Genomic DNA, 24294 nt, shown 5'->3' on the forward strand with positions numbered 1-24294 from the left:
TTAGGGGGAGTTATGATGAAGTATCGCTCAGTATTTGATATTATCGGTCCAGTTATGATTGGACCATCAAGTTCACATACAGCAGGCGCGGCAAGAATGGGGCAAGTTGCTCGCCAGCTGTTTCGTCATGAACCAGAAAGAGTAAGCATTTCGTTATATGGATCATTTGCAAAGACGTATCGAGGGCATGGTACGGATGTAGCACTAATCGGTGGAATATTAGGATTTGAAACAGATGACTTACGTATTCCAGAGGCGCTAGAAATAGCAAAAGAGCGCGAAATTGAAGTGGAATTCATTGAAGAAGATGCCAATGCACCTCATCCAAATACAGCGAGAATTCGTTTGTATAAAGGTGAAGATGAAATTGAAGTTGTTGCTTGCTCAATTGGTGGCGGTAAAATTGAAGTTGTAGAATTAAACGGATTCGATCTTCAATTATCAGGCACGAGCCCAGCACTACTTATTGTAAATAACGATCGCTTTGGTGCTATTGCAGCGGTAGCTTCAATCCTTGCGAAACATGAGATTAACATTAGTACGATGAGTGTATCTCGTAAAGAAAAAGGAAGAAGAGCGCTTATGGTCATCGAAACAGATGAATTATTAGCAGATGAAGTAATTGAAGAAATAAAAGCGCAACAAAATATTTGTCAAGTAACTATTATGGAATAATTGCAGGGGGGACACACCATGTTTCGGAACGCAGCGGAACTAGTGGCGCAAGCTAAAGAACAAAATGTAAAAATCGCAGAAATTATGATTCAATGTGAAATGGAAACAAGAAGTATTTCACGTGAAGAAGTAATTGCTGGTATGGAAAAGAACTTAGTAGTGATGGAGCAAGCAGTAGAACGTGGTATTCGCGGCGTGAAATCACCAACTGGTTTAACTGGTGGAGATGCTGTAAAAGTTCAAGCGTATATGAAGAGTGGAAAAGGCTTATCTGGAGATACGATTTTGGATGCAGTAAGCAAAGCTGTTGCAACAAATGAAGTAAACGCAGCGATGGGAATTATTTGTGCAACACCAACAGCAGGGTCTGCTGGAACAGTGCCAGGTGTACTATTTGCACTAAGAGAAAAATTGCAGCCTACACGTGAAGAAATGATTGAATTCTTATTTACAGCAGGAGCTTTCGGTATGGTTGTTGCGAATAACGCTTGTATTTCTGGTGCGGCAGGAGGATGCCAAGCTGAAGTTGGTTCAGCAAGTGGAATGGCGGCTGCAGCTGCAGTTGAGATGGCTGGTGGAACACAAGATCAAGCAGCTACAGCGATGGCAATTTCATTAAAGAACATGCTTGGTTTAGTGTGTGATCCTGTTGCAGGACTTGTAGAAGTACCTTGTGTAAAACGTAATGCAGCAGGAGCTGCAAATGCGATGATCTCAGCAGATTTAGCATTAGCTGGTGTAACGAGTACAATTCCATGTGATGAAGTAATTGAGGCAATGTTTAGAATCGGACAAACGATGCCAGTAGCACTTCGTGAAACAGCAGAAGGTGGACTTGCAGCAACGCCGACTGGTCGTCGCCTGCAAGAAGAGATTTTTGGGAAGAACAATAACTAAGTGTAATTATAGAAAAAGGAGCTCAAATAAACTTGAGCTCCTTTTTCTATTTTTCTTTTGTTAGTTGTTCTAATGTTTTTCCAAGATTATGTGATCGTTTCGTTGCCTGTGTAATACAAGAAACAAGTGCTTGTTGAAATTTATGTTCTTGTAATACTTCAATACCTGCCTCAGTAGTTCCACCAGGAGAAGTAATTTCCTTTCGCAAAATAGAAGGGTGTTTGTCACTTGCTTTTAACATTTCAGCAGCACCAATCATCGTTTGAAGAATAAGTGATTTTGCAATATCTTCTTTTAAACCAATTTTTGTTGCAGCTTCTTCCATAGCTTCCACTACGTAATAAATATAAGCAGGTCCACTTCCGGATAATGCAGTGACAGCATGCATATCTTCTTCCTCTACAACAGAGACGAGACCAATCGTTTCAAATAAAGATGTTGCAGTGTGAATATGTTCCGCTGTTGCATGTTTTGAAGGGGAGATAGCGGTAGCTGATTTTAAAATGGCTGCGGATGTATTTGGCATTGCACGAATAATTGGAACGTCTTTTTGAAGTAGTTTTCTAATTGAGTGAGTAGAAACACCTGCTAGTAATGAAATAATAAGCACGTTATTATTTATGTATTCTTTAAAAGGGGTAAGCGCCTCTGCAACATCCTTTGGTTTCATTGCTAGAAAAAGAATATTTGCATCAGTAAGTAATTCTTTTTTATTATGAGTACCTTTGACACCGTATTTTTTATGTAGCTCTTGTAATCTTATCTCGTTAGAACGATTACTTACAGTAATTTGTTCACCTTTAACGACATTTGCATGTAACAAGCCACCAATAATAGCTTCGGCAATAGAGCCTGCACCGAGAAAGGAAATGTTTTGAATAGACATGATGTTCCTCCTTTAATTTTGGTTAGAAATTCTTATAAATGTACATACATTCGTTTTTTTATAGGAAACACCTCTTTTTATCTGAAAATAATGACAAATATATATAGAAGTTGTAAACTGAAGAAGTATTCATTTTTGAACCGGAAAGAGACAGGGGGGCTAAGCATGACGGCGATTCACCGAATGGAGATTCCTGTACCATTTGCAGTGGAAACTGTGAATGTGTTTTTAGTTGAGGGGGAGACATTAACATTAATTGATACAGGGACGAATACAGAAGAGGCAAGGAATGCGTTAGAAAGTCAATTAGGTGCATTAGGACATACGATAGAAGATATTGAAACAGTAGTCATTACGCATCATCATGCAGATCATTGTGGACTTTTAAATATATTTTCTGAGAAGACGAATATTATTGGACATCCTTGGAATGAGCCTTGGATCACACAAAATCCAAAATTTTTAAAGCGGTATCATGAATTTTTTAGAGAGACGGCCTTACAGTTTGGTGTGCCAGCAGCATTTTTGAAAGACGAGTCGTTATTGACGACGAGGACACTTAAATATTCTTGTAATAGATCGTTAACGCATACTGTGAGAGAAGGAGATCGTATTGATTCTTTGCCTGGATTTATAGTAATTGAAACACCAGGTCATGCTTCTACTCATATTTCTTTATATAGAGAATCTGATGGAATATTAATTGGTGGAGATGCTCTCATCAGTCATATTTCTTCGAATCCAATACTAGAACCACCATATGAAGGGCAAACAGAACGGGCACGCCCATTACTACAATATAATCAAACATTACAGCGTTTAAGCGAAATGAATATTTCACGCATTTTATCAGGGCATGGGGAAGATGTTCTAAATGTGAAACAACTTATTGAAACGAGATTACAAAAGCAAGAAACACGTGCTTTTAAAGTACTTGAGTTATTAAAGGAAAAACCAATGACAGCATTTGAAGTATGTGTAAAACTATTTCCGGTATTATATAAAGAACAATTACCACTTACTATTTCAGAAACGGTTGGACAATTGGACTATTTAGCATATAATCAACAAGTGATGATTGATGAGTCATCGCAACAATTGATTTATTATGCAAAGTAGGTGACAGCAATGACAGGACGTTTACAAAATAAAGTAATCGTCATTACAGGTGCTTCTAGTGGGATTGGTGAGCAAGTTGCAATGCAAGTTGCAGCACAGGGAGCGACTCCAGTATTAATGGCTCGAACAGAAGAGAAACTACAAGCGTTAGTAGACAAAATTAAAGAAACTTATAATACGCCTTGCTATTATTATGTATTAGATGTAAGTGAAGAGATGGAAGTACAGTCTGTTTTTTCAAAGGTATTACAAGAAGTAGGACGTATTGATATATTAGTAAACAATGCGGGATTTGGTATTTTTAAAACGTTTGAAGATGCGTCAATGGATGAAGTGAAAGATATGTTCCAAGTAAATGTATTTGGATTAGTAGCATGTACGAAAGCGGTACTACCTTATATGGTAAACAAGAACGAAGGACATATTATTAATATTGCTTCCCTTGCCGGAAAAATTGCAACTCCGAAATCAAGTGCGTATGCAGCAACGAAACATGCTGTATTAGGATTTACGAATAGTTTACGCATGGAATTAGCGAATACAGATATTTATGTTACAGCAATTAATCCAGGTCCGATAGATACAAACTTTTTTGAAATAGCGGATCAATCTGGTACATATGTAAAGAATATGGGACGTTACATGTTAAAACCAACATACGTAGCAGAACAAATCGTAAAGTCGATGCACACGAAAAAACGTGAAGTAAACTTACCGAAGTGGATGGGAATTGGCCCGAAACTTTATGCTTTATTTCCAGGTTTATTTGAACGTGTAGCAGGTAAATCATTAAGTAAAAAATAGGAGATTTCCACATGGAAATCTCCTATTTTTTATTGTTTTCCAGTCACATAATCATAAACAATATCCTCAATCTCCTCGTATAAATCAATTTCAATATTTGAATGAGTCATCGTTTGAATATGTTTCACTAGCATTTCCTGATCTTCTTTTGATATTGGACTGCATTGATATTGCTGAAAACTTTTTATAATCATTTTCTCAATTAATTTTTCGTTCATATTTTTTCCCGCCTGTATGTACGTATGTATTGTTTTATTGTACTTGAAGTGAAATAAAAAAACTACCATGCACTATTTTTGTATAAAAATTCGGTTGTGTGTAATATTTTTCTAGTAAAATTAAGTTTTTTTACTTTTAAAAATTTATAAATATTTAATTGACTCTATAAATATACAATATTATAATCATACTTAATTTAAAGAATCGATTTGAGGAGGAACTTATGAAAGTCGCAATTATTGGAGCCACTGGATATGGGGGCATTGAGTTAATTCGTTTATTAGAACAACATCCATATTTTTCTATAGCATCTCTTCATTCTTTTTCACAAGTTGGTGAGTGTATAACAAATGTATATCCGCATCTTCGGAATGTCCTCGTTCATACGTTACAAGAAATTGATGTGGAGACAATAGGGAAAGAAGCAGAAATCGTATTTCTAGCAACACCAGCAGGAGTATCGGCGGAGTTAACTCCCAAGTTATTAGCAGAAGGTTTAAAAGTAATTGACCTATCTGGAGACTTTCGTATGATAGATCCTTCGTCATATGAACTGTGGTATAAAAGGCCAGCAGCGAAAGAAGAAATTCTTAGAAAAGCAGTGTATGGGTTAAGTGAATGGAAAAGGACTAAGATTCAAAAGGCAAATTTAATTGCAAACCCAGGATGTTTTGCTACAGCCACATTGCTAGCGATAGCACCGTTAGTACGTAGTAGCAGGATTGAAGAAGATTCGATTATTATTGACGCGAAATCAGGGGTATCAGGAGCAGGTAAAACACCAACAACAATGACTCATTTTCCTGAGCTATACGATAACTTACACATCTATAAAGTAAACCAGCATCAGCACGTTCCAGAGATTGAGCAAATGCTTACAGAATGGAATAGTGAATTACAGCCAATTACATTTAGCACACATTTAATACCGATATCACGAGGAATCATGATTACACTTTATGCAAAAGTAAAACAAAAGATGGAAATAAAGCAACTTCAAAAATTGTATGAAGAAACGTATGAACAATCGCCTTTCATCCGAATTTGTACGCAAGGGAAATTTCCAAGTCCAAAAGAAGTGAGAGGCTCAAATTATTGTGATATTGGCATAGCTTACGATGAAAGAACAGAAAGAGTTACGGTCGTTTCTGTTATAGACAATATGATGAAAGGCGCGGCTGGGCAAGCGATTCAAAATGCAAACATAATAGCGGGACTAGAAGAGACAACAGGTTTACAACATATGCCGCTTTATCTATAAGGGGGACATGATGATTAAAGTAGCGTCTATTACAAAATTAGAAAATGGTTCAATTGTAACGCCGAAAGGCTTTTCGGCAATTGGTACTGCAAATGGTCTGAAAAAGGAGAAAAAGGATTTAGGGGCAATCGTTTGTGACGTACCAGCATCATGTGCCGCTGTGTATACAACGAATCAAATACAAGCAGCCCCTTTGCAAGTAACGAAGGATAGTATAACGGCAGAAGGGAAGTTACAAGCAATTATCGTTAATAGTGGAAATGCAAATGCTTGTACTGGAATGAAAGGATTACAAGACGCATACGAGATGCGCACATTAGGGGCGGAACATTTTGGATTGAAAGAAAATTACGTTGCAGTAGCTTCAACAGGTGTAATTGGTGTTCCGCTGCCGATGGATATAATCCGAAAGGGAGTTGCAACTCTTATACCGACGAAGGAAGAAAGTGAAGCATATTCTTTTTCTGAAGCAATTTTAACGACGGATCTCATAACGAAAGAAACTTGCTATGAAATGATTATTGATGGGAAGAAAGTGACGATTGCGGGTGTTGCAAAAGGTTCAGGGATGATTCATCCGAATATGGCAACGATGCTTAGTTTTATTACGACAGATGCTCATATAGAGCATGACGTATTGCAAACGGCATTATCCCAAATTACGAATCATACATTTAATCAAATTACGGTAGATGGAGATACTTCTACGAATGATATGGTCATCGTTATGGCAAGTGGATTATCAGAAACAAGGCCGATAAATATGGAACATACAGATTGGGAAACTTTCGTATGTGCTTTACAGAAGGTATGTGAAGATTTAGCAAAAAAAATTGCGCAAGATGGTGAAGGCGCTACGAAGTTAATAGAAGTAAATGTGCTAGGAGCTCAAACGAATGAAGAGGCAAAAAAAATTGCAAAGCAAATAGTCGGTTCGAGTCTTGTGAAAACAGCAATACATGGTGAAGACCCAAACTGGGGACGAATTATTAGCAGTATTGGACAAAGTGAAGTAGCTATTAGTCCGAATACAATTGACATTACTCTTCAATCTATATTGGTATTAAAAAATAGTGAGCCTCAAACATTTTCTGAAGAAGAAATGAAAGAGAGATTACAAGAAGATGAAATAGTCATTAATGTGTACTTACACTTAGGAGAAGAGACAGGATCAGCTTGGGGCTGTGACTTAAGCTATGAATATGTGAAAATAAACGCTTGTTATCGTACATAAGGAGAGAGAAGATGAGCGAATATATTGTAGTGAAATGCGGCGGTAGTATGTTGAATCAATTAAAAGCTGTGTTTTTTGAATGTATAAAGAAATTGCAACAGAAGTATAAAGTAGTGATTGTTCATGGTGGTGGGCCAGAAATTGATGCCAAATTAAAAGATTGTAACATCAACGTAGAAAAAAGAGATGGATTACGCGTAACACCAAAAGAAGTTATGGATGTTGTTCAAATGGTGCTATGCGGAAGTACGAATAAAAAACTCGTAATGAATTTACAAAAGCATAATTTACTTGCGGTAGGTTGTTCAGGATGTGACGGCAATTTACTTCAAGTTCAACCTGTCAGTGAAGAGATAGGATATGTGGGGGAAGTAAGTTATGTAGAAACAGCCTTATTAAAAGGATTAATGAATATGGAGTATATTCCTGTTATTGCTCCAATCGGGGTAAATGGTAATGAAGTTTATAACATAAATGCGGACAATGCTGCAGCTGGGATTGCGGCTGCGTTAGGGGCAAAAGAGCTTATTTTTATTACGGATGTAGATGGAATATTACATGAAGGGAATTTGGTAAAGGAAACGGATGAATCTGAAATTGCTACTTTTATAGAAACAGGTGTTATTACAGGTGGGATGATTCCGAAAGTACAGGCGGCACTAGCATCATTAAAAATGGGAGTGCAAAAGATAAGTATTGTGAATGGTACAAAAGATTTTACTGAGGTTACGGGAGAGTGTATTGGAACGACGGTAACGAAAGGTGTGAGTATTGCATGACGAGTCATCTTTTTCAAACGTATGGCAGAAGAACTATTGAGTTTGTAAAGGGAACTGGAACGAAAGTTATTGATAATAACGGTAAGGAATATTTAGATTTCACATCAGGAATTGGCGTATGTAATTTAGGACATTGTCACCCTACTGTTCTCAAAGGTGTACAAGAGCAACTTGATGATATATGGCATATATCTAACCTGTTTACAAACAGCTTGCAAGAAGAAGTTGCGTCATTATTAACAGAAAATAGAGAATTAGATTATGTGTTTTTCTGTAATAGTGGGGCAGAGGCAAATGAAGCGGCTTTAAAGTTAGCACGTAAGCATACTGGAAAATCTCTCGTCGTAACATGCCAGCAGTCTTTTCACGGTAGAACATTTGGAACGATGAGTGCAACGGGCCAAGATAAGGTAAAAGAAGGATTTGGTCCATTACTTCCATCTTTTTTACATATCCCTTTTAACGATATTAAAGCATTAGAGGAAGTAATGAATGAAGAAGTTGCGGCGGTAATGGTAGAAGTTGTTCAAGGAGAGGGAGGAGTAATACCTGCTGATCTATCTTTTTTGAAAGAGATTGAAATATTATGTAATAAGTTCGGTTCCTTATTTATTATAGACGAAGTACAAACGGGGATAGGAAGAACTGGAACACTATTCGCTTATGAACAAGTGGGAATAGAGCCTGATATCGTTACCGTTGCAAAGGCGCTTGGGAATGGGATTCCTGTCGGAGCGATGATTGGCCGGAAAGAGCTCGGAGCGTCGTTTCCTGCAGGATCACACGGTTCAACTTTTGGCGGGAATTACATCGCGATGGCTGCAGCGAAAGAAGTATTGCAAGTAAGTAAAAAACCATCGTTTTTAAAAGAAGTACAAGAAAAAGGCGAGTACGTATTAGAGAAGTTGCAAGAGGAATTACAGCATGTCGAATGTATTCAAAATATACGTGGTAAGGGGCTTATGATTGGGATTGAGTGTAAGCATGAAGTTGCAAGTTTTATAGAACAACTAGAAAACGAAGGACTTCTCGTATTACAAGCAGGTCCTAATGTGATAAGACTATTACCGCCACTCATTGTCACGAATGAAGAGTTAGAACAGGCAGTATATATAATAAAAAAAGTAGTTTGTACAAAAAACGTATCAATCATATAAGGGGGAAGTCTCATGTCAACTGTACAAGTACCGAAATTAAATACGAAAGATCTTTTAACACTAGAAGAATTAACGAAAGAAGAAATTATTTCTTTAATTGAGTTCGCTATATATTTAAAAAAGAATAAGCAAGAGCCTTTATTACAAGGCAAAATATTAGGGCTTATTTTTGATAAGCATTCAACTCGTACTCGTGTATCTTTTGAAGCAGGAATGGTACAGCTCGGGGGACATGGTATGTTTTTAAGTGGGAAAGAGATGCAAATGGGAAGAGGAGAAAGCGTTTCAGATACTGCGAAAGTATTATCGCAGTATATTGACGGGATCATGATACGTACATTCTCACACGCGGATGTAGAAGAGCTTGCAAAAGAATCGAGTATTCCTGTTATTAACGGTTTAACGGATGATCACCATCCTTGTCAAGCATTGGCAGACCTTATGACGATATACGAAGAAATAAATGCATTTAAAGGAATAAAATTGGCTTACGTAGGTGACGGAAATAATGTATGTCATTCATTGTTGCTAGCGAGTGCAAAAGTCGGAATGCATATGACTGTGGCAACGCCTGTAGGGTATGAACCGAATGAAGAGATTGTAAAAAAAGCGTTAGCAATTGCCAAGGAAACAGGAGCTGAAATTGAAGTTTTGCATGATCCTGAATTAGCGGTGAATGAAGCAGATTTCATTTATACTGACGTTTGGATGAGCATGGGGCAAGAGGGCGAAGAAGAGAAGTATACTTTATTTCAACCTTACCAAATCAATAACGAACTTGTTAAGCATGCGAAGCAAACATATCGTTTCTTACACTGTTTACCTGCCCATCGTGAAGAAGAAGTAACAGGAGAAATTATAGATGGACCGCAGTCTATCGTCTTTGAGCAAGCTGGTAATCGATTGCATGCTCAAAAAGCGTTATTAGTGAGTTTATTTAAAAATGTAGAAGAGCCTTCCTAAAAGGGAGGTTTTTTTATATTAAAATGTCGGATGTATATTTGGTTAACCATTTCGATATCATTTATAATAAAAGAGAAAACTAAATTTGTTTTTCAGAGTGTGTAAGGACATACTACATATAAAAATATAGTTAAAGAGATGATGAGGGTGAAAACAACTAAGAAAACATATTCGTTTTTCCAGCGGATGTGGAGAATATTAAAGTTTCAATATTATAAGTTGCTTCGATCGCCAGAAGGCGCAAAGAAAGTATCGTTAGGGTTTGCTATAGGATTCGGCTTAGAAATGTTAGTCATTTATACGGCATCGCTCGTATATGTAATATTTTATCCAATCGTCAGGTTAGCAAAGGGATCTTTTCCTGCGGCAGTTATTGGCAATATTATTGGGAAAATATCGTTTCTCCCAGTATTTTTATTTCCGCTTGCGTATGCGCTAGGAAAAATGATTTATCCATTTCATGTACAGAAAATTCATCATGAACCATTTACGATATCGGACTTGTTTTCAAGTCACATTTTTACGATATTAAAGAGCTTATTACAAAGTGAAGTGTATGTATTAATTGGAATGACGATTTTAGGAGTTGTGTTTGGTCTCATTTCATATTTCGTTGTGCATTATTTATACGAAAAGAACCGTAAGTTACGTTTGAAGAAAAGGAAGAAACGAGTGAGAGAACCACTTGTACAATTATAAACAATGTCACATTCATTTTCTCCTTTGAATATGTTTAAGAAAAAGGAGGAGAGGATAATGTATTATTATTACGTACCTCAAGTATATCCATATGTAAATTATTATCCGGTTTATGATACGAGTAGACAATACGAATTATATCGGCAACAACAATTACAGCAATTATCACAAATACCACAATTACCAACACAACAGCCTACACAGGAAAAAAAACCATATTTAACAACATGGCCATATTCCAATGTATACTATGGTAATTATTACGAATCATAAAGCTGCTTCTATTTAGAAGCAGCTTTATACGTTTGTTTTCAAAATTAAATTTTGAATGGTTTGAAGAGAATGAATGAGCTTTTCGCGCTCTTCCTCAGATAATGTTTGGAAATTTTCTTTTAGTTTGTCTAAAATGAATTGCTGATACTGATTTACTAATAATTTCCCTTCAGCTGTTAGGGAAATTAAAATGACCCGTCGATCTTTTTCGCTATAATGACGCTCTATTAGTTCTTCTTGAATAAGTTTGTTTAATAGAGGTGTCATGTTAGGCCGTGAAATCGCTAGCCGCTTGCCGATTTCGGAAACTGCTAATGTGCCGTTTTCATGCAAAAGCAGTAATACTTGTGTATGTGATGGCGGCATATGTCTTTGAGAAGAAAATTCTCCAGGAAGCATAAATTTGCGATAAAAAAGAGGCACTAGCGAAAGAAGATGATCAACAATACGTTCCCACTCGCGTGATTCCATATAAAGGCCCCCTTCCACTATCATTGTAACAAAAAAGACATGTTATAAAAATAGAATTGTTTTATGGTCGCTTTAATATTTGTAGGATAACACTTGCTTTGTAAATGTATTGGCAATAATTGCATAGCCGTTATCATTTGGGTGTACTTGGTCAAATAATAACTCTTTTTTATCATTCGATATTAATTTGCGAATTGGTAAAACGATAGATGGTTGATTTGCTTTGGAAATGGAATAAACAGATTCATTCCAGCCATCTAAAAACATATCTGCATAACTTGCGATGGAGTCATCGAGTTGTAACGGGTTATAGAGTTCTGAGAGAATGAGTAAAGCGTCCGGATTTTGATCTCGAACTGTCTTTACAATACTTTTTATATCCGCTTCAAAATGGGCTTTTTCTTTATTTAACATTTTTATACCATCTATAACACCAACATCACGATTTAAACGAAATAAATTATTTCCTCCAATATTAATTGTAATTATATTTGCTGCTCTAATTTTTTCCTTTACATCTTCTGATTGAACTTTTTTAGCGAGACGATCTGTTGTAAGACCGTTTACCCCAAGGTTTTCTACTGTAATTGGTTTATGAATTTGTGCTTCTATTTGCTTAGAAGCTAATTCAGCAAATCCACCTTGTGTCGATCCATATCCTTTAGCGAGTGAATCACCTAATACAAGATGATAAAAAGATTCGTTTGTTTGCTTATCAATCCAATTTGGGGCAGATGTTTTTTCTGTTTTTTCTTCAGATTCATTTTGTTTTGTCTCGTCGTTCTTTTCAAAATAAGAATAAGAAATGATCAGAAGGAGGAGACAAACAATTGTTAAGATGACTTTTTTCATAAATTCATCCTCCTTGTAATTGGTAATTGTATCATATTCAGCAGTATTAGCAATGTAAGGGCATATTATATGTTTATGAAAAGTTTATAATAACTTTACAGAAAATTTGTTGAAGTTTGTCAAAAAATATTGACGATAGGAAAGAACTTTATATATGATAATGTCAGATAAGGTGAAACTTTAATGAGTGGGAGCTTTATTTCCTATTAATTAATAGTCTTCATCAATCGGGCGTTTAAGGGGACTACTCGTTAGCGCAGGGTGAAATGAAAATTGTGTCTCTAATAGAAGAAAAAAGGTATGTGGTTAGAGACAGATAGGGATTCATTTCATTATTTCTGGTAATTGTATAAGGGGGATTTTTTGTGAAAAAGTCAAAAAAAATGCTAGCTGGAGCAACTCTTGCTATTGGTGTTATAGCGCCGCAAGTATTGCCAGCAACAGCTCATGCGGATGAGCAAACTAGGGAGAGTACAGTTAACTTACGAATTCTAGAAACATCAGATATTCACGTTAACTTAATGAATTACGATTATTATCAAACGAAAACAGATAATAAAGTAGGTCTCGTACAAACTGCAACACTCGTTAATAAAGCACGTGAAGAAGTGAAAAACTCTGTCCTATTTGATGATGGGGATGCATTACAAGGGACACCGCTTGGAGATTATGTAGCAAATAAAATAAAAGATCAGAAGAATCGTGTGGATCCTAGTTATACACACCCATTATATCGTGTAATGAATTTAATGAAGTATGACGTCATCTCTCTTGGGAATCATGAATTTAACTACGGTTTAGATTATTTAAAGAAAGTGACTAGTAAAACAAAAATTCCGGTTATTAACTCGAATGTCTACAGAGATGACCATGATGGTAATGATGAGAATGACGAGCATTACTTTGATAGACCATATCATATTTTAGAGAAAGAAGTAGTGGATGAAGCAGGCCAAAAACAAATAGTGAAAATTGGTGTAATGGGATTTGTTCCACCACAAATTATGAATTGGGATAAAGCGAATTTAGAAGGACAAGTTAAAGCGAAAGATATAGTTGAAACAGCGAAGAAAATGGTACCAAAAATGAAAGCAGAAGGTGCAGATGTTATCGTTGCACTAGCTCATTCCGGTGTTGATAAAAGTGGATACAACGTTGGTATGGAAAACGCGTCGTATTATTTAACAGAGGTTCCTGGCGTAAATGCAGTATTAATGGGACATTCACATACTGAAGTGAAGGATGTATTTAATGGTGTTCCAGTTGTAATGCCGGGTGTTTTTGGTAGTAACTTAGGTATTATTGATATGCAATTGAAAAAGGTAAACGGAAAATGGGAAGTGCAAAAAGATCAGTCTAAGCCGCAACTTCGTCCGATTGCTGATAGTAAAGGTAATCCATTAGTAGAATCTGATCAAAAATTAGTTAATGAAATTAAAGATGAACATGAAAAGACAATCGAATATGTAAATACACATGTAGGTGAAACGAAAGCACCAATTAATAGTTATTTTTCATTAGTACAAGATGATCCTTCCGTACAAATTGTGACAAATGCGCAAAAATGGTATGTAGAACAAGAACTTAAAAAACCAGAATACGAAAAGATTAAAGATATTCCAGTTTTATCTGCAGGAGCACCATTTAAAGCAGGTGGCCGAAACGGTGCGACATATTATACGGATATTCCAGCTGGAACGTTAGCGATTAAAAACGTTGCAGATTTATACGTGTATCCAAATACGTTATATGCTGTAAAAGTAAATGGGGCACAAGTGAAAGAATGGCTTGAAATGTCTGCAGGTCAGTTTAATCAAATTGATCCAAAGAAAACAGAAGAACAGCCGTTAGTAAATATAGGCTATCCTACATATAACTTCGATATTTTAGATGGCTTAAAATACGAAATTGATGTAACACAACCGGCGAAATACGATAAAGATGGAAAAGTTGTAAATGCAAATGCTAATCGTATTGTAAATATGACATATGAAGGTAAGCTAGTAGCTGACAAGCAAGAGTTCATCGTCGCTACAAATAACTATCGTGGAAGTAGCCAAACGTTCCCAGGTGTAAGTAAAGGGGAAGTTGTATACCAATCACAAGATGAAACACGTCAAATCATTGTGAAGTATATGCAAAAAATAGAAGATATTGATCCAGCAGCTGATCAAAATTGGACATTTAAACCGATTGTTGCAGATAAATTAAATACAACATTTGATTCTTCACCAAATGCACAAAAGTATATAAAGAAAGATGGAAAGATTTCATATGTTGGACCATCTGAAAATGAATTTGCGAAATATGCAATTGATATAACGAAGAAAAATGATGATAAAGAAACTGGTGAAGGAAATCCAACGACACCGCCAACAGGTGGTGGAGAAAATCCAACAACACCGCCAACAGGTAATGGAGAAAACCCAACACCACCAACAGAAGAAGGTAATAATGGTAATGAACCAAAACAAGATGGAAACAATACTGGATCTGGACAAACTACAACAGATGATCAAAATACAAAAGAAACAACAACAACTGTAAGTGAAAATAAAGAAGCTGAAAAAGATGAACGTGATTTACCGAAAACAGGTGCAAGTATTGCTTCTACAATTGGAGCTGGTCTTGCGTTTGTTGGAGCGGGATTACTTATGTTATTTAGAAAAAAGAAAGCGAATAGATAGTAGAGAAATATAAAAAGGATTACCAATTTGGTAATCCTTTTTGTTATATTATGAAACTGGTACTGCTTTTTCTTTTTTCCATGAAAGACCGAATCCAGTAAAGCCGACGATAATGGTTACGACTGGACACGCTAAACAGAAGATTGCGTATGGCAGGTAATCGAATGTTGGAACGCTAAGAACGTTTGTTAAGAATACGCCACTTACACCCCATGGTACGAGTGGATTAATTACTGTACCAGCATCTTCTAATACTCGTGATAAATTACGACGTTCTAAACCGACTTCATCGTATTTATTAGCAAATGCTTGTCCTGTTAAAACGATGGATAAGTACTGCTCACCGAGTAAGAAGTTTACACCAATTGCAGTTGAAGCAGTAGAAATAATTAAGCGTGTACTAGTTTTTACGAAGCTAGAGATAATATTCATCAGCTGCGCTATAATACCCATTCCTTGTAATAATCCTCCCATACAAAGAGCTAGAAAAATAAGAGCAATTGACATCATCATACTTTGCAGGCCACCGCGAGATAATAAGCTATCAATATCTTTGATACCAGTTTTAGAAACGTAACCGTCTTGCATAATTTTAATTAAATCAGCTAAAGAAGTGCTAGGTTTAAAAATAAAGAGAATAATAATCCCTACCACAATTCCTGCAAGTAATGTTGGAACTGCGGGTACCTTTTTAAATGCGAATAGGAACAGTAATAAAATAGGAATCAGTGTAACGATAGAAATCGTTGTATTTTTTTCTAATGTGTTAATAAATGCTGAGAAATCAACGTTTCCATCAGATCCGCTTCCTAAAATGAAAAATGCGATAAAAGCAATAATGAAAGCTGGCACTGTTGTCCAAAGCATGTTACGAATATGTTCAAATAAATCTACACCCGTTACAGCAGGCGCTAAGTTTGTTGTATCAGATAAAGGAGACATTTTATCTCCGAAGAATGCACCAGAAATAATTGCACCAGCAATAAGAGCTGGATCGTATCCAAGGGCAGTACCCATTCCCATAAAGGCAAGTCCTACAGTTGCAGCAGTTGTAAAAGCACTACCGATACTCGTTCCAACAATTGCACAAACAACAAAAACAGTTGGAACGAAAATTTTTGGAGATACAAGTTGGAAGCCGTATACCATTAAAGTCGGAATAGTTCCAGCTGCGATCCAAACGCTAATTAATACGCCTACAAGTAAGAAGATAAATATAGATGGAATACCAGCTGAAATACTACTAATCATCCCTTTCTCCATAGTAGACCAAGAGATTCTCTTCAAGAATCCAAATGCTAATAAAAGAACGATACCAAATAAAATTGGGATGTGTGGTGAAACTTCTAATTGAATAACACTAAAACCAATACAGAAAAAGATAAAAATTGTTAAAAGAACAGACTCAATTTTTGAAACCATTGTTTTCCCCTCCTAAGTAATATGAAATAGCTCTTTTTTATATAAAATTCGCCAATATTGTATATTTCCTTCTAAAATTTAGAATTTTGTGACAAATTACCGGTAATTGTTTGTTCTTCTATATGATACGGAAAAGATTGGATAAAAAAACGTCCCTGCATATAATTATGCAGGGACGAAGAAATCGCGGTACCACCCTAGCTTGTGAAATGAATGTATCACAAAATAAAGGGTCATATGATATGCGCTTATAAAATAAAAAACGCCCCTGCAATATATGCAGGGACGAAAAATTCGCGGTACCACCCTAAATTGTGAAACAGTGTCGTTTCACCACTCTTTAGACATAACGGTCTATAACCGTCTTTCACTACTCCTCACGTTTCGTAAAAGAAGCTCCAGGGGGTAATTCATAATTCGCTCTGTACTGGTTCGCACCGACCACCAGCTCTCTGAAATCAGAAATCGAAATACTACTAAATCCTATCAACGCCGATTCATATGATGTTAGTTAAATTTTTATCATATTTTCATCTTACATGTCAATAAAAATATTAAATGTTTTTTTAGGGAAATAAAGGATAATTGTTTTTAACGCTGTAAAAATGTACGTTATAATGAATTTGAAAGGGGGAGGAAAGAGTGAAGAAAAAAATAATTCTTTTTACCACTTTATTAGTTATTGGAGGAAGTGCTGGAATTTACACAGCTTTTGCGGCTGAATCAGAGCAGTTGAAACAAAAGCAAATACAACAGTCAGAAGTGAAGAAAGTAAAAGAAATAGAAGAGAAGAAATCAATGGAAAAAGCAGCAGAAAAACTAGGAGTTTCTACTGAGGGGAAAACAAAAGAAGAGGTTACGAAAGAAGTAAATACCGCTAGATTTGAGAAGCGTCATGATTTATTAATTGAGCACGCTAAGCAACTTGGAATTGATACAGCGGGGAAAAAAGATGAAGAAATTATTTTAGAAATTGGAAAGATACAGCATGGAAAGTAGAACAACTTATCGTATGATAAGTTGTTCTTTTTTAAGAACTATTTGATTTTAAAATAATTGACAGTCATTCGGATTTAATGTTAACTATATTTATAAACAAGTTAACATTAGGGGTGACAATTGTGACAATAAATAGTAAAACGATTGAAAAATCATCTTATACATATGAAGAATTAGCAGAGAAAAATAAAGCTTACGTATGGCACCCATTTACACAAATGAAAGATTATTTAGAAGAAGATCCTGTCATTATTGAACGTGGAGAGGGAAGAAAACTATACGATGTAAATGGTAATGAATATTGGGATGGTGTTTCATCTATATGGTTAAATGTTCACGGACATCAAGTACCGGAATTAGATGAAGCAATTCGTGAGCAATTAAATAAAATTGCTCATTCTACTATGTTAGGACTTGCTAACGTTCCATCTATTTTATTAGCAGAAAAAATTATTGAGGTTGTACCAGATGGATTGAAGAAGGTATTCTATTCTGATTCAGGTTCTACCGCTGTTGAAATTGCAATTAAGATGGCTTTCCAATATTGGCAGCATAAAGGGAAAACAAAGAAACAAAGATTCGTTACATTAAAAGAAGCATATCACGGTGATACAATTGGAGCTGTTTCGGTAGGAGCAATAGACTTGTTTCACCAAGTGTATAGTTCGCTCTTATTTGATGCGATTAAAATGCCGTATCCATATACATATCGTTCTCCTTACGGAAATAATAAGGAGGAAATTGTAAAAAGCCATTTAGAAGAAATGGAAGAATTGTTGAAAGAAAAGCATGAAGAAGTAGCTGCCATCATTGTAGAGCCATTAATGCAAGGTGCTGGCGGAATGATTACAATGCCAAAAGGATATTTAAAAGGACTGCGCGATTTATGTACAAAGTACAATGTATTATTTATTACAGATGAGGTAGCGACTGGATTTGGGCGTACAGGGAAAATGTTTGCGTGTGAACATGAAAATGTGACGCCAGACATTTTAACTGCTGGGAAAGGTTTAACAGGTGGATATTTACCAATTGCAGTTACGGTAACGACAGATGAAATATATAATGCCTTCTTAGGAGAATATGAAGAACAAAAAACATTTTTCCATGGACATAGCTACACAGGTAATCCGTTAGGGTGTGCCGTAGCAATCGCGAATTTAGAGCTATATGAAAAAACAAATTTAATAGAAGAAGTGGCACATAAAACGGATTATGTGGCAGCGCAATTAGAAAAGCTCTTTGCGTATAAACATGTAGGTGATATTCGTCAGTGCGGATTAATGGTTGGTATTGAGCTTGTGAAGAATAAGGAAACGAAAGAAGCGTTTGACTGGACAGAAAGAGTCGGTGTTCAAGTATGTAAACGCGCAAGAGAGCTGGGTATGATCTTACGACCGCTCGGTAATACGATTGTATTTATGCCACCTCTTGCTTCTACAATTGAGGAGATTGATGATATGTTACGTATTTTGTATAAAGCAATCTCGGATGTTACGGAGGGAGAATAATGAGCGGTTTTTTTATAACAGCAACAGATACTGAAGTGGGGAAAACTGTCGTTGCCGGTGCATTAGCCGGTGTATTTAGAGAATTGGGATATAACATCGGAGTATATAAACCGTTGCAAAGTGGGCATGTTGCATCAAACCCTGAGGGAGATGCGGCAAGGTTAAAAGCATTATCAGGTGTGCCGACACAAGAAAATGAAATTTGCCCTTATTCTATTGAAGAACCACTTGCTCCGAGACTTGCCATGAAAAGAGCTGGAAGAGTAGTAAAGTTAAAAGAAATTACTGATTACTATAATGAACTATTAAAAGAGTTTAATAGCTTATTTGTAGAAGGGGCAGGTGGGCTTGCTGTCCCATATACAGAAGATGCTTTAGTAATTGATTTTGCAAAAGAATTACAGTTGCCTCTTATTGTAGTAGCTCGTCCTACATTAGGAACAGTAAATCATACAGTGTTAACGATTGCTTATGCAAAGGCGCATGGCTTAACCGTAGCGGGTGTCATTTTATCAGGTTGCAAAGAATGTGAAATGGAAAGAGTGCAAGAAAATAAAGAGATGATTGAAGAGCTGAGCGGGGTACCAGTTTTAGGATTATTACCATTCTTTGAAGGTGAGTTTACGAAAGAAGAAGTATTAGAATCTGCAAAAGAACATATTATGATTTCAAAATTAGAGGAGTTTATCCAAAATGAATCAAACGTGGCGGGCGCACCTTCAATGTAAATTACAACAATTACATGAGCAAGGGCAGTATCGTGATTTGCATGTAACAGAGAAGGCAGAAGAGACTTGGCTTATTCGAGATAAAAAAAGGATGTTAAATTTAGCGTCAAATAATTATTTAGGGTTAGCTGGAGATGAAAGGTTAAAAGAAGCTGCTATTGCCTGTACAAAAAGATATGGAACTGGAGCGACTGCCTCTCGTCTCGTTGTAGGAAATCATCCATTATATGAAGAGGTTGAGAGAAGCATATGTGACTGGAAAGGTACTGAAAGGGCTTTAATTGTAAATAGTGGGTATACGGCAAATATAGGTGCCATATCTTCTTTGGCCTCTCGGCACGATATTGTTTTTAGTGACAAGTTAAATCACGCAAGTATTGTTGATGGAATCATATTAAGCGGGGCAGAGCATAAAAGGTATCGTCATAATGATTTGGATCATTTAGAGAAGCTGTTGAAAATGGCTTCGCCTGAAAGCAGAAAATTAATCGTAACAGATACCGTTTTTAGTATGGATGGTGATACTGCGTATTTGAGAGATTTAGTACAGCTGAAAGAGAAATACGGGGCAATCATTATAGTCGATGAAGCACATGCGAGTGGAATATATGGAATCGGCGGAGCTGGGTTATCTCATATAGAAAAAAATCTTGCTCAAAAAATTGATATACATATGGGGACGTTTAGCAAGGCTTTAGGGTGTTATGGTGCGTATTTGACAGGTGATGAAATTTATATAGAGTATTTACAAAATATGATGAGAAGCTTTATTTTTACTACAGCTTTACCACCAAGTACGTTAGGAGCAGTGCAAAAAGCAATTGAAATTGTAAAAGAAGATAACGAAAGAAGAGAGAACCTTATAGCAAACGGAGAATACTTCAGAACTAAATTAAGGGATGCTGGTTTTGATATTGGGAATAGTTCAACTCATATTGTACCGATTGTAGTCGGTTCAAATGAACATGCTTTACGATTTAGTAAAAGGTTGCAAGAGGCAGGGATTGCGGCCATTGCAATTCGTCCGCCAACTGTGCCGGTTCATAGTTCTCGAATTCGCTTTGCAGTTACATCGCAACATACAATAGCTGATTTAAAATGGGCTATTGATCGAATTATTCACATTGCGAAAGAAGAGGAGATTTTCGTATGAACGAGCTAAAGATTATTTTTATCCCCGGATGGGGAATGGAAGAGAATATTTGGGATTTAGTACTTCCGTATTTTAAAGGATATCCTGTTCAATGCGTAGATTGGCGTAATGTGAAAGAACGAAGTGAATTTGCGAAACGAATTATAGATGTAGCGCATAACGACAACGTAATTTTAGTTGGATGGTCACTAGGAGCGTTAGCAGCAGTTGAAGCTTATAAAAAGATTCAGGCAAAAGGCATCGTATTAATTGGTGGGACTGCTAAATTTACAAATACGAGCGACTATAGTAATGGATGGAATGCTTTGCATGTAGAACGGCTGAAAAGGAATTTGGCGAGAAGGAAAGAAGATACGCTCAAGCGGTTTTATGAAAATATGTTTACGAAAGATGAGCTAAAAGAGAATAAAAACTTTGAAGACATTGTAGACCGTTTTAAAGGTGATTCTATTCAGTCTTTACAACTAGGTTTGGATTATTTAATAGAAACAGATATGAGAGAAGAACTAAAAGAAATTAAAGTACCTATACTACTTATTCACGGAGAACAGGATGTAATATGCCCATTGTCTGCGGCACGTAGTATGACGGAGAATAGCAGCAGCGAGCTGAAAGTAGTAAGTGAAGCAGGGCATGCATTATGTGTAACGAATTTTGAATATTGTGCAAATGAGATAATTCAATTTGTAGAGGGGATACGACATGATCAACAAAACGTTACTACAAAAACGGTTTAATGGGGCAGCCGTATCTTACGATCGATATGCAAATGTACAAAAAAAGATGGCACATTCATTACTTTCAATCTTAAAGGAACGATATAGTGAAACGGCATCAATACGTATTTTAGAACTGGGATGCGGGACGGGGTATGTAACAGAACAATTATCAAAGTTATTTCCGAAAGCACATATTACAGCAGTTGATTTTGCTGAAAGTATGATTGCGATTGCGCAAACTAGACAAAATGTAAAAAATGTAACGTTTCACTGTGAAGATATTGAGCAATTACGATTAGAAGAATCATATGATGTCATTATTTCAAATGCTACATTTCAATGGTTAAATAATTTACAACAAGTGTTAAGAAATTTATTTCAACATTTGTCTATAGATGGGATATTACTCTTTTCAACGTTTGGACATGAAACATTTCAAGAATTGCATGCTTCGTTCCAACGTGCGAAAGAAGAAAGAAATATAAAAAATGAAACATCGATTGGTCAACGTTTTTATTCAAAAGATCAGTTGCTTCATATATGTAAGATAGAAACAGGGGATGTGCATGTTTCTGAAACATATTACATAGAGAGTTTTACAGAAGTTAAGGAGTTTCTGCATTCTATTCGAAAAGTAGGAGCAACTAATAGCAATGAAGGATCATATTGTCAAAGTCCCTCACTCTTTCGTGCGATGCTACGCATATACGAAAGAGACTTCACGGGAAATGAAGGGATAATGGCAACGTATCATGCTTTATTTATACATATAACAAAAGAGGGGAAGAGATGAAATGAAACAAGTACAAACAAAAAGGGATTGGAAAAAACTTGCATACGACGTAGTGGAAGAGAAAATGATTACGAAAGAAGATGCAATAGCGATATTAGAAGCTGATGATTCAGAAGTTTTAGAAATTATGAATGCAGCTTACATTATTCGCCATCATCACTTTGGTAAGAAAGTAAAATTGAATATGATTATTAATACGAAATCTGGATTATGTCCTGAAGATTGTGGATATTGCTCACAGTCTATTATTTCAGAAGCACCGATTGATAAATATGCATGGTTAACGCAGGAGAAGATTGTAGAAGGGGCACATGAAGCAATACGCCGTAAAGCAGGTACATATTGTATTGTAGCGTCTGGTCGTCGTCCGACGGATAAAGAGGTAAATCACGTAATTGGAGCAGTTAAGGAAATTCGTGAAACGACAGACTTGAAGATTTGTTGTTGTTTAGGTTTCTTAAATGAAGATCAAGCAGGACGTTTAGCGGAAGCAGGCGTGCACCGTTATAACCACAACTTAAATACACATGCAAATAATTACGATAGTATTTGTTCAACTCATACGTATGATGATCGTGTTGATACAGTTCAAAAAGCAAAACAAGCTGGTATTTCACCATGCTCTGGAGCGATTTTTGGCATGGGAGAAACAATTGAAGAGCGTGCTGAAATTGCATTTGAATTACAACGTATAGATGCAGATTCTATCCCTTGTAATTTCCTTGTTGCTGTAAAGGGGACACCTCTTGAAGGGCAAAAAGAGTTAACGCCAGTAGAATGTTTAAAAGTACTTGCAATGATGCGTTTTGTAAACCCAACAAAAGAAATTCGTATTTCAGGAGGACGTGAAATCAATTTACGTTCTGTACAGCCAATCGGTTTATTTGCAGCAAATTCTATTTTTGTCGGGGACTACTTAACGACAGCTGGACAAGAGCCGACTGCGGACTGGGGTATGATTGCAGATTTAGGATTTGAGATTGAAGAATGTGCATTATAAGATAGATGAAAAAGCAAACTTGTAAAAGAGTTTGCTTTTTTGTAAATAAAATGTAATAAATAGTTGTGAACGCTTGATATTATTGGTTTTTGAGCGAAAAAAAGAATTTTTGTGGACGAATTTTCCAAGCCCTAGTTGTACATAGTAAATATGTAATTTATATTGGGTTGGAGGATTTTACATGTACAAATACATATTAGCGATTATGACTTGTTTAATTTTAATAAAAGCAATAAGTTCTGATCCAGTTAAGGCTGCTGAAAATCCTGAACAAAAAGAGATGCAACAAAGAATCGAACAACACTTTCGAACGAAAGCTGAACATTTTGGATTGAAAACGGAAGGAAAAGATTTAAAGGAAGTTAGAAAAGAAATTACAATTATAGAAGAAGCGAAAAAAAGAGAGAATGTATGGAGAACAGCACAAGCTCTTCATATAAAAACAGAAGGAAAAACGATGAATGAATTAATAAAAGATGTACAAAAAAAGGTAAAAAAATAAAAAGAGGCCGCAGCCTCTTTTTTTTATGCCCATTGTTTTGATAAGTGAGCCATTTCAATTGCAGCAACAGCTGATTCATATCCTTTATTACCAGCTTTCGTACCTGCGCGTTCAATCGCTTGTTCAATTGTTTCTGTCGTTAATACGCCGAAAATAACTGGGATGTCCATTTGTAGTGATAAAGACGCAACACCTTTTGCTACTTCATTACAAACGTAATCGTAGTGCGTTGTAGCACCTCGGATTACAGTACCTAATGTAATAACAGCATCATACTTTCCGCTACTAGCCATCTTTTTAGCGATTAAAGGAATTTCAAATGCACCAGGAACCCAAGCAACATCAATATCATTTTCTTCTACACCGTGACGCTTTAATCCGTCTAAAGCGCCGCCAAGTAACTTACTTGTAATAAATTCGTTAAAACGTCCAACAACAACTCCAACTTTTAATCCTGTACCAACTAAATGACCTTCGAATACCATAATAAA

The 24294-nt window shown here is 36.2% G+C and carries 26 protein-coding genes and 1 other annotated feature; of the genes, 20 read left to right on the forward strand and 6 right to left on the reverse strand.

Annotated elements, in window-relative coordinates; translation table 11 throughout:
* Positions 1-15 precede the first annotated feature (15 nt).
* Together sdaAB and sdaAA are read left to right on the forward strand one after the other, a co-directional pair.
* Positions 16-675, forward strand: a complete 660-nt coding sequence (gene sdaAB, locus ES895_RS03250) for an L-serine ammonia-lyase, iron-sulfur-dependent subunit beta (RefSeq protein WP_000877445.1) — start codon at positions 16-18, stop codon at positions 673-675.
* A gap of 18 nt (positions 676-693) precedes the next feature.
* Complete coding sequence (gene sdaAA / locus ES895_RS03255) at positions 694-1572, forward strand: L-serine ammonia-lyase, iron-sulfur-dependent, subunit alpha (protein WP_000489461.1); 879 nt, start codon at positions 694-696, stop codon at positions 1570-1572.
* A 46-nt stretch (positions 1573-1618) separates the two neighbouring features.
* Here sdaAA and proI read toward each other — a convergent pair whose 3' ends face one another.
* Positions 1619-2458 carry a pyrroline-5-carboxylate reductase ProI gene (proI, locus tag ES895_RS03260; protein ID WP_098279402.1) on the reverse strand — a complete coding sequence of 280 codons (840 nt, stop codon included), beginning with the start codon at positions 2456-2458 and terminating at the stop codon, positions 1619-1621.
* A 165-nt stretch (positions 2459-2623) separates the two neighbouring features.
* Between proI and ES895_RS03265 the strand changes: the two genes are divergently transcribed.
* Together ES895_RS03265 and ES895_RS03270 are read left to right on the forward strand one after the other, a co-directional pair.
* Entirely contained in the window at positions 2624-3577 is a 954-nt protein-coding gene (locus ES895_RS03265) for an MBL fold metallo-hydrolase (RefSeq protein ID WP_135238160.1), read from the forward strand.
* 9 nt (positions 3578-3586) lie between these two features.
* The gene (locus ES895_RS03270; RefSeq protein ID WP_000147791.1) at positions 3587-4381 is read left to right on the forward strand and encodes an SDR family NAD(P)-dependent oxidoreductase; all 795 of its coding nucleotides are present in this window, start codon (positions 3587-3589) and stop codon (positions 4379-4381) included.
* A 29-nt stretch (positions 4382-4410) separates the two neighbouring features.
* Here the strand turns inward: ES895_RS03270 and ES895_RS03275 are convergent, their stop codons facing one another.
* A complete protein-coding gene (locus ES895_RS03275; protein ID WP_001003220.1) occupies positions 4411-4599 on the reverse strand; it encodes a YqzH family protein in 189 nt (62 codons plus the stop codon).
* A gap of 224 nt (positions 4600-4823) precedes the next feature.
* Here ES895_RS03275 and argC point away from each other — a divergent pair, with 224 nt between their 5' ends.
* From argC to ES895_RS03310, 7 genes are all read left to right on the forward strand, one after another.
* Positions 4824-5861 carry an N-acetyl-gamma-glutamyl-phosphate reductase gene (argC, locus tag ES895_RS03280; protein ID WP_000861254.1) on the forward strand — a complete coding sequence of 346 codons (1038 nt, stop codon included), beginning with the start codon at positions 4824-4826 and terminating at the stop codon, positions 5859-5861.
* Positions 5862-5871: 10 nt separating this feature from the next.
* On the forward strand, positions 5872-7095 hold the full coding sequence (gene argJ / locus ES895_RS03285) for a bifunctional glutamate N-acetyltransferase/amino-acid acetyltransferase ArgJ (protein ID WP_000598389.1): 1224 nt from the start codon (positions 5872-5874) through the stop codon (positions 7093-7095).
* Between the two features lie 11 nt (positions 7096-7106).
* Entirely contained in the window at positions 7107-7874 is a 768-nt protein-coding gene (gene argB, locus ES895_RS03290) for an acetylglutamate kinase (protein ID WP_000006080.1), read from the forward strand.
* The gene (locus tag ES895_RS03295; RefSeq protein WP_000200558.1) at positions 7871-9031 is read left to right on the forward strand and encodes an acetylornithine transaminase; all 1161 of its coding nucleotides are present in this window, start codon (positions 7871-7873) and stop codon (positions 9029-9031) included. The genes argB and ES895_RS03295 overlap by 4 nt, the downstream gene beginning before the upstream one ends.
* Before the next feature lie 12 nt (positions 9032-9043).
* Entirely contained in the window at positions 9044-9994 is a 951-nt protein-coding gene (gene argF, locus ES895_RS03300; RefSeq protein WP_135238161.1) for an ornithine carbamoyltransferase, read from the forward strand.
* Positions 9995-10132: 138 nt separating this feature from the next.
* Entirely contained in the window at positions 10133-10693 is a 561-nt protein-coding gene (locus tag ES895_RS03305) for a DUF2062 domain-containing protein (RefSeq protein WP_002005691.1), read from the forward strand.
* Between the two features lie 57 nt (positions 10694-10750).
* Positions 10751-10966, forward strand: a complete 216-nt coding sequence (locus tag ES895_RS03310) for a hypothetical protein (protein WP_000291957.1) — start codon at positions 10751-10753, stop codon at positions 10964-10966.
* A 24-nt stretch (positions 10967-10990) separates the two neighbouring features.
* On the opposite strand, the gene ES895_RS03315 is transcribed toward ES895_RS03310, so the two are convergent.
* Positions 10991-11437, reverse strand: a complete 447-nt coding sequence (locus ES895_RS03315; protein WP_000445819.1) for a MarR family winged helix-turn-helix transcriptional regulator — start codon at positions 11435-11437, stop codon at positions 10991-10993.
* Positions 11438-11509: 72 nt separating this feature from the next.
* Positions 11510-12289: a GDSL-type esterase/lipase family protein gene (locus tag ES895_RS03320; protein WP_000755850.1), complete on the reverse strand. Its 780-nt coding sequence runs from the start codon at positions 12287-12289 to the stop codon at positions 11510-11512.
* 365 nt (positions 12290-12654) lie between these two features.
* Here ES895_RS03320 and cpdB point away from each other — a divergent pair, with 365 nt between their 5' ends.
* On the forward strand, positions 12655-14976 hold the full coding sequence (gene cpdB / locus ES895_RS03325) for a bifunctional 2',3'-cyclic-nucleotide 2'-phosphodiesterase/3'-nucleotidase (protein WP_135238162.1): 2322 nt from the start codon (positions 12655-12657) through the stop codon (positions 14974-14976).
* Positions 14977-15024: 48 nt separating this feature from the next.
* On the opposite strand, the gene nhaC is transcribed toward cpdB, so the two are convergent.
* Positions 15025-16398, reverse strand: coding sequence for a Na+/H+ antiporter NhaC (nhaC, locus tag ES895_RS03330; protein ID WP_000253735.1), 1374 nt, complete (start codon positions 16396-16398; stop codon positions 15025-15027).
* 278 nt (positions 16399-16676) lie between these two features.
* Positions 16677-16897, reverse strand: a binding site (T-box leader).
* Between the two features lie 143 nt (positions 16898-17040).
* Here nhaC and ES895_RS03335 point away from each other — a divergent pair.
* The 8 genes from ES895_RS03335 to ES895_RS03370 all read left to right on the forward strand — a co-directional run bounded on the left by ES895_RS03335 (position 17041) and on the right by ES895_RS03370 (position 23803).
* Positions 17041-17397 carry a hypothetical protein gene (locus ES895_RS03335; protein WP_000726901.1) on the forward strand — a complete coding sequence of 119 codons (357 nt, stop codon included), beginning with the start codon at positions 17041-17043 and terminating at the stop codon, positions 17395-17397.
* Between the two features lie 77 nt (positions 17398-17474).
* Entirely contained in the window at positions 17475-18908 is a 1434-nt protein-coding gene (gene bioA / locus ES895_RS03340; RefSeq protein WP_002103558.1) for an adenosylmethionine--8-amino-7-oxononanoate transaminase, read from the forward strand.
* Complete coding sequence (bioD, locus tag ES895_RS03345) at positions 18908-19636, forward strand: dethiobiotin synthase (RefSeq protein WP_000012496.1); 729 nt, start codon at positions 18908-18910, stop codon at positions 19634-19636. Before bioA ends, bioD begins: the two co-directional genes overlap by 1 nt.
* Positions 19602-20789 (forward strand): 8-amino-7-oxononanoate synthase, encoded by a 1188-nt coding sequence (gene bioF / locus ES895_RS03350; protein ID WP_001077288.1) that lies wholly within the window; start codon positions 19602-19604, stop codon positions 20787-20789. Before bioD ends, bioF begins: the two co-directional genes overlap by 35 nt.
* Positions 20786-21526, forward strand: a complete 741-nt coding sequence (locus ES895_RS03355) for an alpha/beta fold hydrolase (RefSeq protein ID WP_001004166.1) — start codon at positions 20786-20788, stop codon at positions 21524-21526. The genes bioF and ES895_RS03355 overlap by 4 nt, the downstream gene beginning before the upstream one ends.
* The gene (bioC, locus tag ES895_RS03360) at positions 21492-22301 is read left to right on the forward strand and encodes a malonyl-ACP O-methyltransferase BioC (RefSeq protein ID WP_000608908.1); all 810 of its coding nucleotides are present in this window, start codon (positions 21492-21494) and stop codon (positions 22299-22301) included. Before ES895_RS03355 ends, bioC begins: the two co-directional genes overlap by 35 nt.
* 1 nt (position 22302) lies before the next feature.
* A complete protein-coding gene (gene bioB / locus ES895_RS03365) occupies positions 22303-23301 on the forward strand; it encodes a biotin synthase (protein ID WP_000815847.1) in 999 nt (332 codons plus the stop codon).
* A 181-nt stretch (positions 23302-23482) separates the two neighbouring features.
* Positions 23483-23803 carry a hypothetical protein gene (locus ES895_RS03370; RefSeq protein WP_000280032.1) on the forward strand — a complete coding sequence of 107 codons (321 nt, stop codon included), beginning with the start codon at positions 23483-23485 and terminating at the stop codon, positions 23801-23803.
* A gap of 23 nt (positions 23804-23826) precedes the next feature.
* On the opposite strand, the gene ribH is transcribed toward ES895_RS03370, so the two are convergent.
* Positions 23827-24288: a 6,7-dimethyl-8-ribityllumazine synthase gene (gene ribH, locus ES895_RS03375; protein ID WP_000230895.1), complete on the reverse strand. Its 462-nt coding sequence runs from the start codon at positions 24286-24288 to the stop codon at positions 23827-23829.
* Between the last annotated feature and the right edge of the window lie 6 nt (positions 24289-24294).

The organism is Bacillus sp. 007/AIA-02/001, from assembly GCF_004634455.1.
GTDB classification, from domain to species: domain Bacteria; phylum Bacillota; class Bacilli; order Bacillales; family Bacillaceae_G; genus Bacillus_A; species Bacillus_A cereus.

What these genes read in the sequence shown, in the direction of transcription:
- sdaAB (WP_000877445.1), top strand. Translation starts at nt 16, where the DNA reads ATGAAGTATCGCTCAGTATTTGATATTATCGGTCCAGTTATGATTGGA.
- sdaAA (WP_000489461.1), top strand. Translation starts at nt 694, where the DNA reads ATGTTTCGGAACGCAGCGGAACTAGTGGCGCAAGCTAAAGAACAAAAT.
- proI (WP_098279402.1), bottom strand. Translation starts at nt 2,458, where the DNA reads ATGTCTATTCAAAACATTTCCTTTCTCGGTGCAGGCTCTATTGCCGAA.
- ES895_RS03265 (WP_135238160.1), top strand. Translation starts at nt 2,624, where the DNA reads ATGACGGCGATTCACCGAATGGAGATTCCTGTACCATTTGCAGTGGAA.
- ES895_RS03270 (WP_000147791.1), top strand. Translation starts at nt 3,587, where the DNA reads ATGACAGGACGTTTACAAAATAAAGTAATCGTCATTACAGGTGCTTCT.
- ES895_RS03275 (WP_001003220.1), bottom strand. Translation starts at nt 4,599, where the DNA reads ATGAACGAAAAATTAATTGAGAAAATGATTATAAAAAGTTTTCAGCAA.
- argC (WP_000861254.1), top strand. Translation starts at nt 4,824, where the DNA reads ATGAAAGTCGCAATTATTGGAGCCACTGGATATGGGGGCATTGAGTTA.
- argJ (WP_000598389.1), top strand. Translation starts at nt 5,872, where the DNA reads ATGATTAAAGTAGCGTCTATTACAAAATTAGAAAATGGTTCAATTGTA.
- argB (WP_000006080.1), top strand. Translation starts at nt 7,107, where the DNA reads ATGAGCGAATATATTGTAGTGAAATGCGGCGGTAGTATGTTGAATCAA.
- ES895_RS03295 (WP_000200558.1), top strand. Translation starts at nt 7,871, where the DNA reads ATGACGAGTCATCTTTTTCAAACGTATGGCAGAAGAACTATTGAGTTT.
- argF (WP_135238161.1), top strand. Translation starts at nt 9,044, where the DNA reads ATGTCAACTGTACAAGTACCGAAATTAAATACGAAAGATCTTTTAACA.
- ES895_RS03305 (WP_002005691.1), top strand. Translation starts at nt 10,133, where the DNA reads ATGATGAGGGTGAAAACAACTAAGAAAACATATTCGTTTTTCCAGCGG.
- ES895_RS03310 (WP_000291957.1), top strand. Translation starts at nt 10,751, where the DNA reads ATGTATTATTATTACGTACCTCAAGTATATCCATATGTAAATTATTAT.
- ES895_RS03315 (WP_000445819.1), bottom strand. Translation starts at nt 11,437, where the DNA reads ATGGAATCACGCGAGTGGGAACGTATTGTTGATCATCTTCTTTCGCTA.
- ES895_RS03320 (WP_000755850.1), bottom strand. Translation starts at nt 12,289, where the DNA reads ATGAAAAAAGTCATCTTAACAATTGTTTGTCTCCTCCTTCTGATCATT.
- nhaC (WP_000253735.1), bottom strand. Translation starts at nt 16,398, where the DNA reads ATGGTTTCAAAAATTGAGTCTGTTCTTTTAACAATTTTTATCTTTTTC.
- bioA (WP_002103558.1), top strand. Translation starts at nt 17,475, where the DNA reads ATGTTAACTATATTTATAAACAAGTTAACATTAGGGGTGACAATTGTG.
- bioD (WP_000012496.1), top strand. Translation starts at nt 18,908, where the DNA reads ATGAGCGGTTTTTTTATAACAGCAACAGATACTGAAGTGGGGAAAACT.
- bioF (WP_001077288.1), top strand. Translation starts at nt 19,602, where the DNA reads ATGAATCAAACGTGGCGGGCGCACCTTCAATGTAAATTACAACAATTA.
- ES895_RS03355 (WP_001004166.1), top strand. Translation starts at nt 20,786, where the DNA reads ATGAACGAGCTAAAGATTATTTTTATCCCCGGATGGGGAATGGAAGAG.
- bioC (WP_000608908.1), top strand. Translation starts at nt 21,492, where the DNA reads ATGATCAACAAAACGTTACTACAAAAACGGTTTAATGGGGCAGCCGTA.
- bioB (WP_000815847.1), top strand. Translation starts at nt 22,303, where the DNA reads ATGAAACAAGTACAAACAAAAAGGGATTGGAAAAAACTTGCATACGAC.
- ES895_RS03370 (WP_000280032.1), top strand. Translation starts at nt 23,483, where the DNA reads ATGTACAAATACATATTAGCGATTATGACTTGTTTAATTTTAATAAAA.
- ribH (WP_000230895.1), bottom strand. Translation starts at nt 24,288, where the DNA reads ATGGTATTCGAAGGTCATTTAGTTGGTACAGGATTAAAAGTTGGAGTT.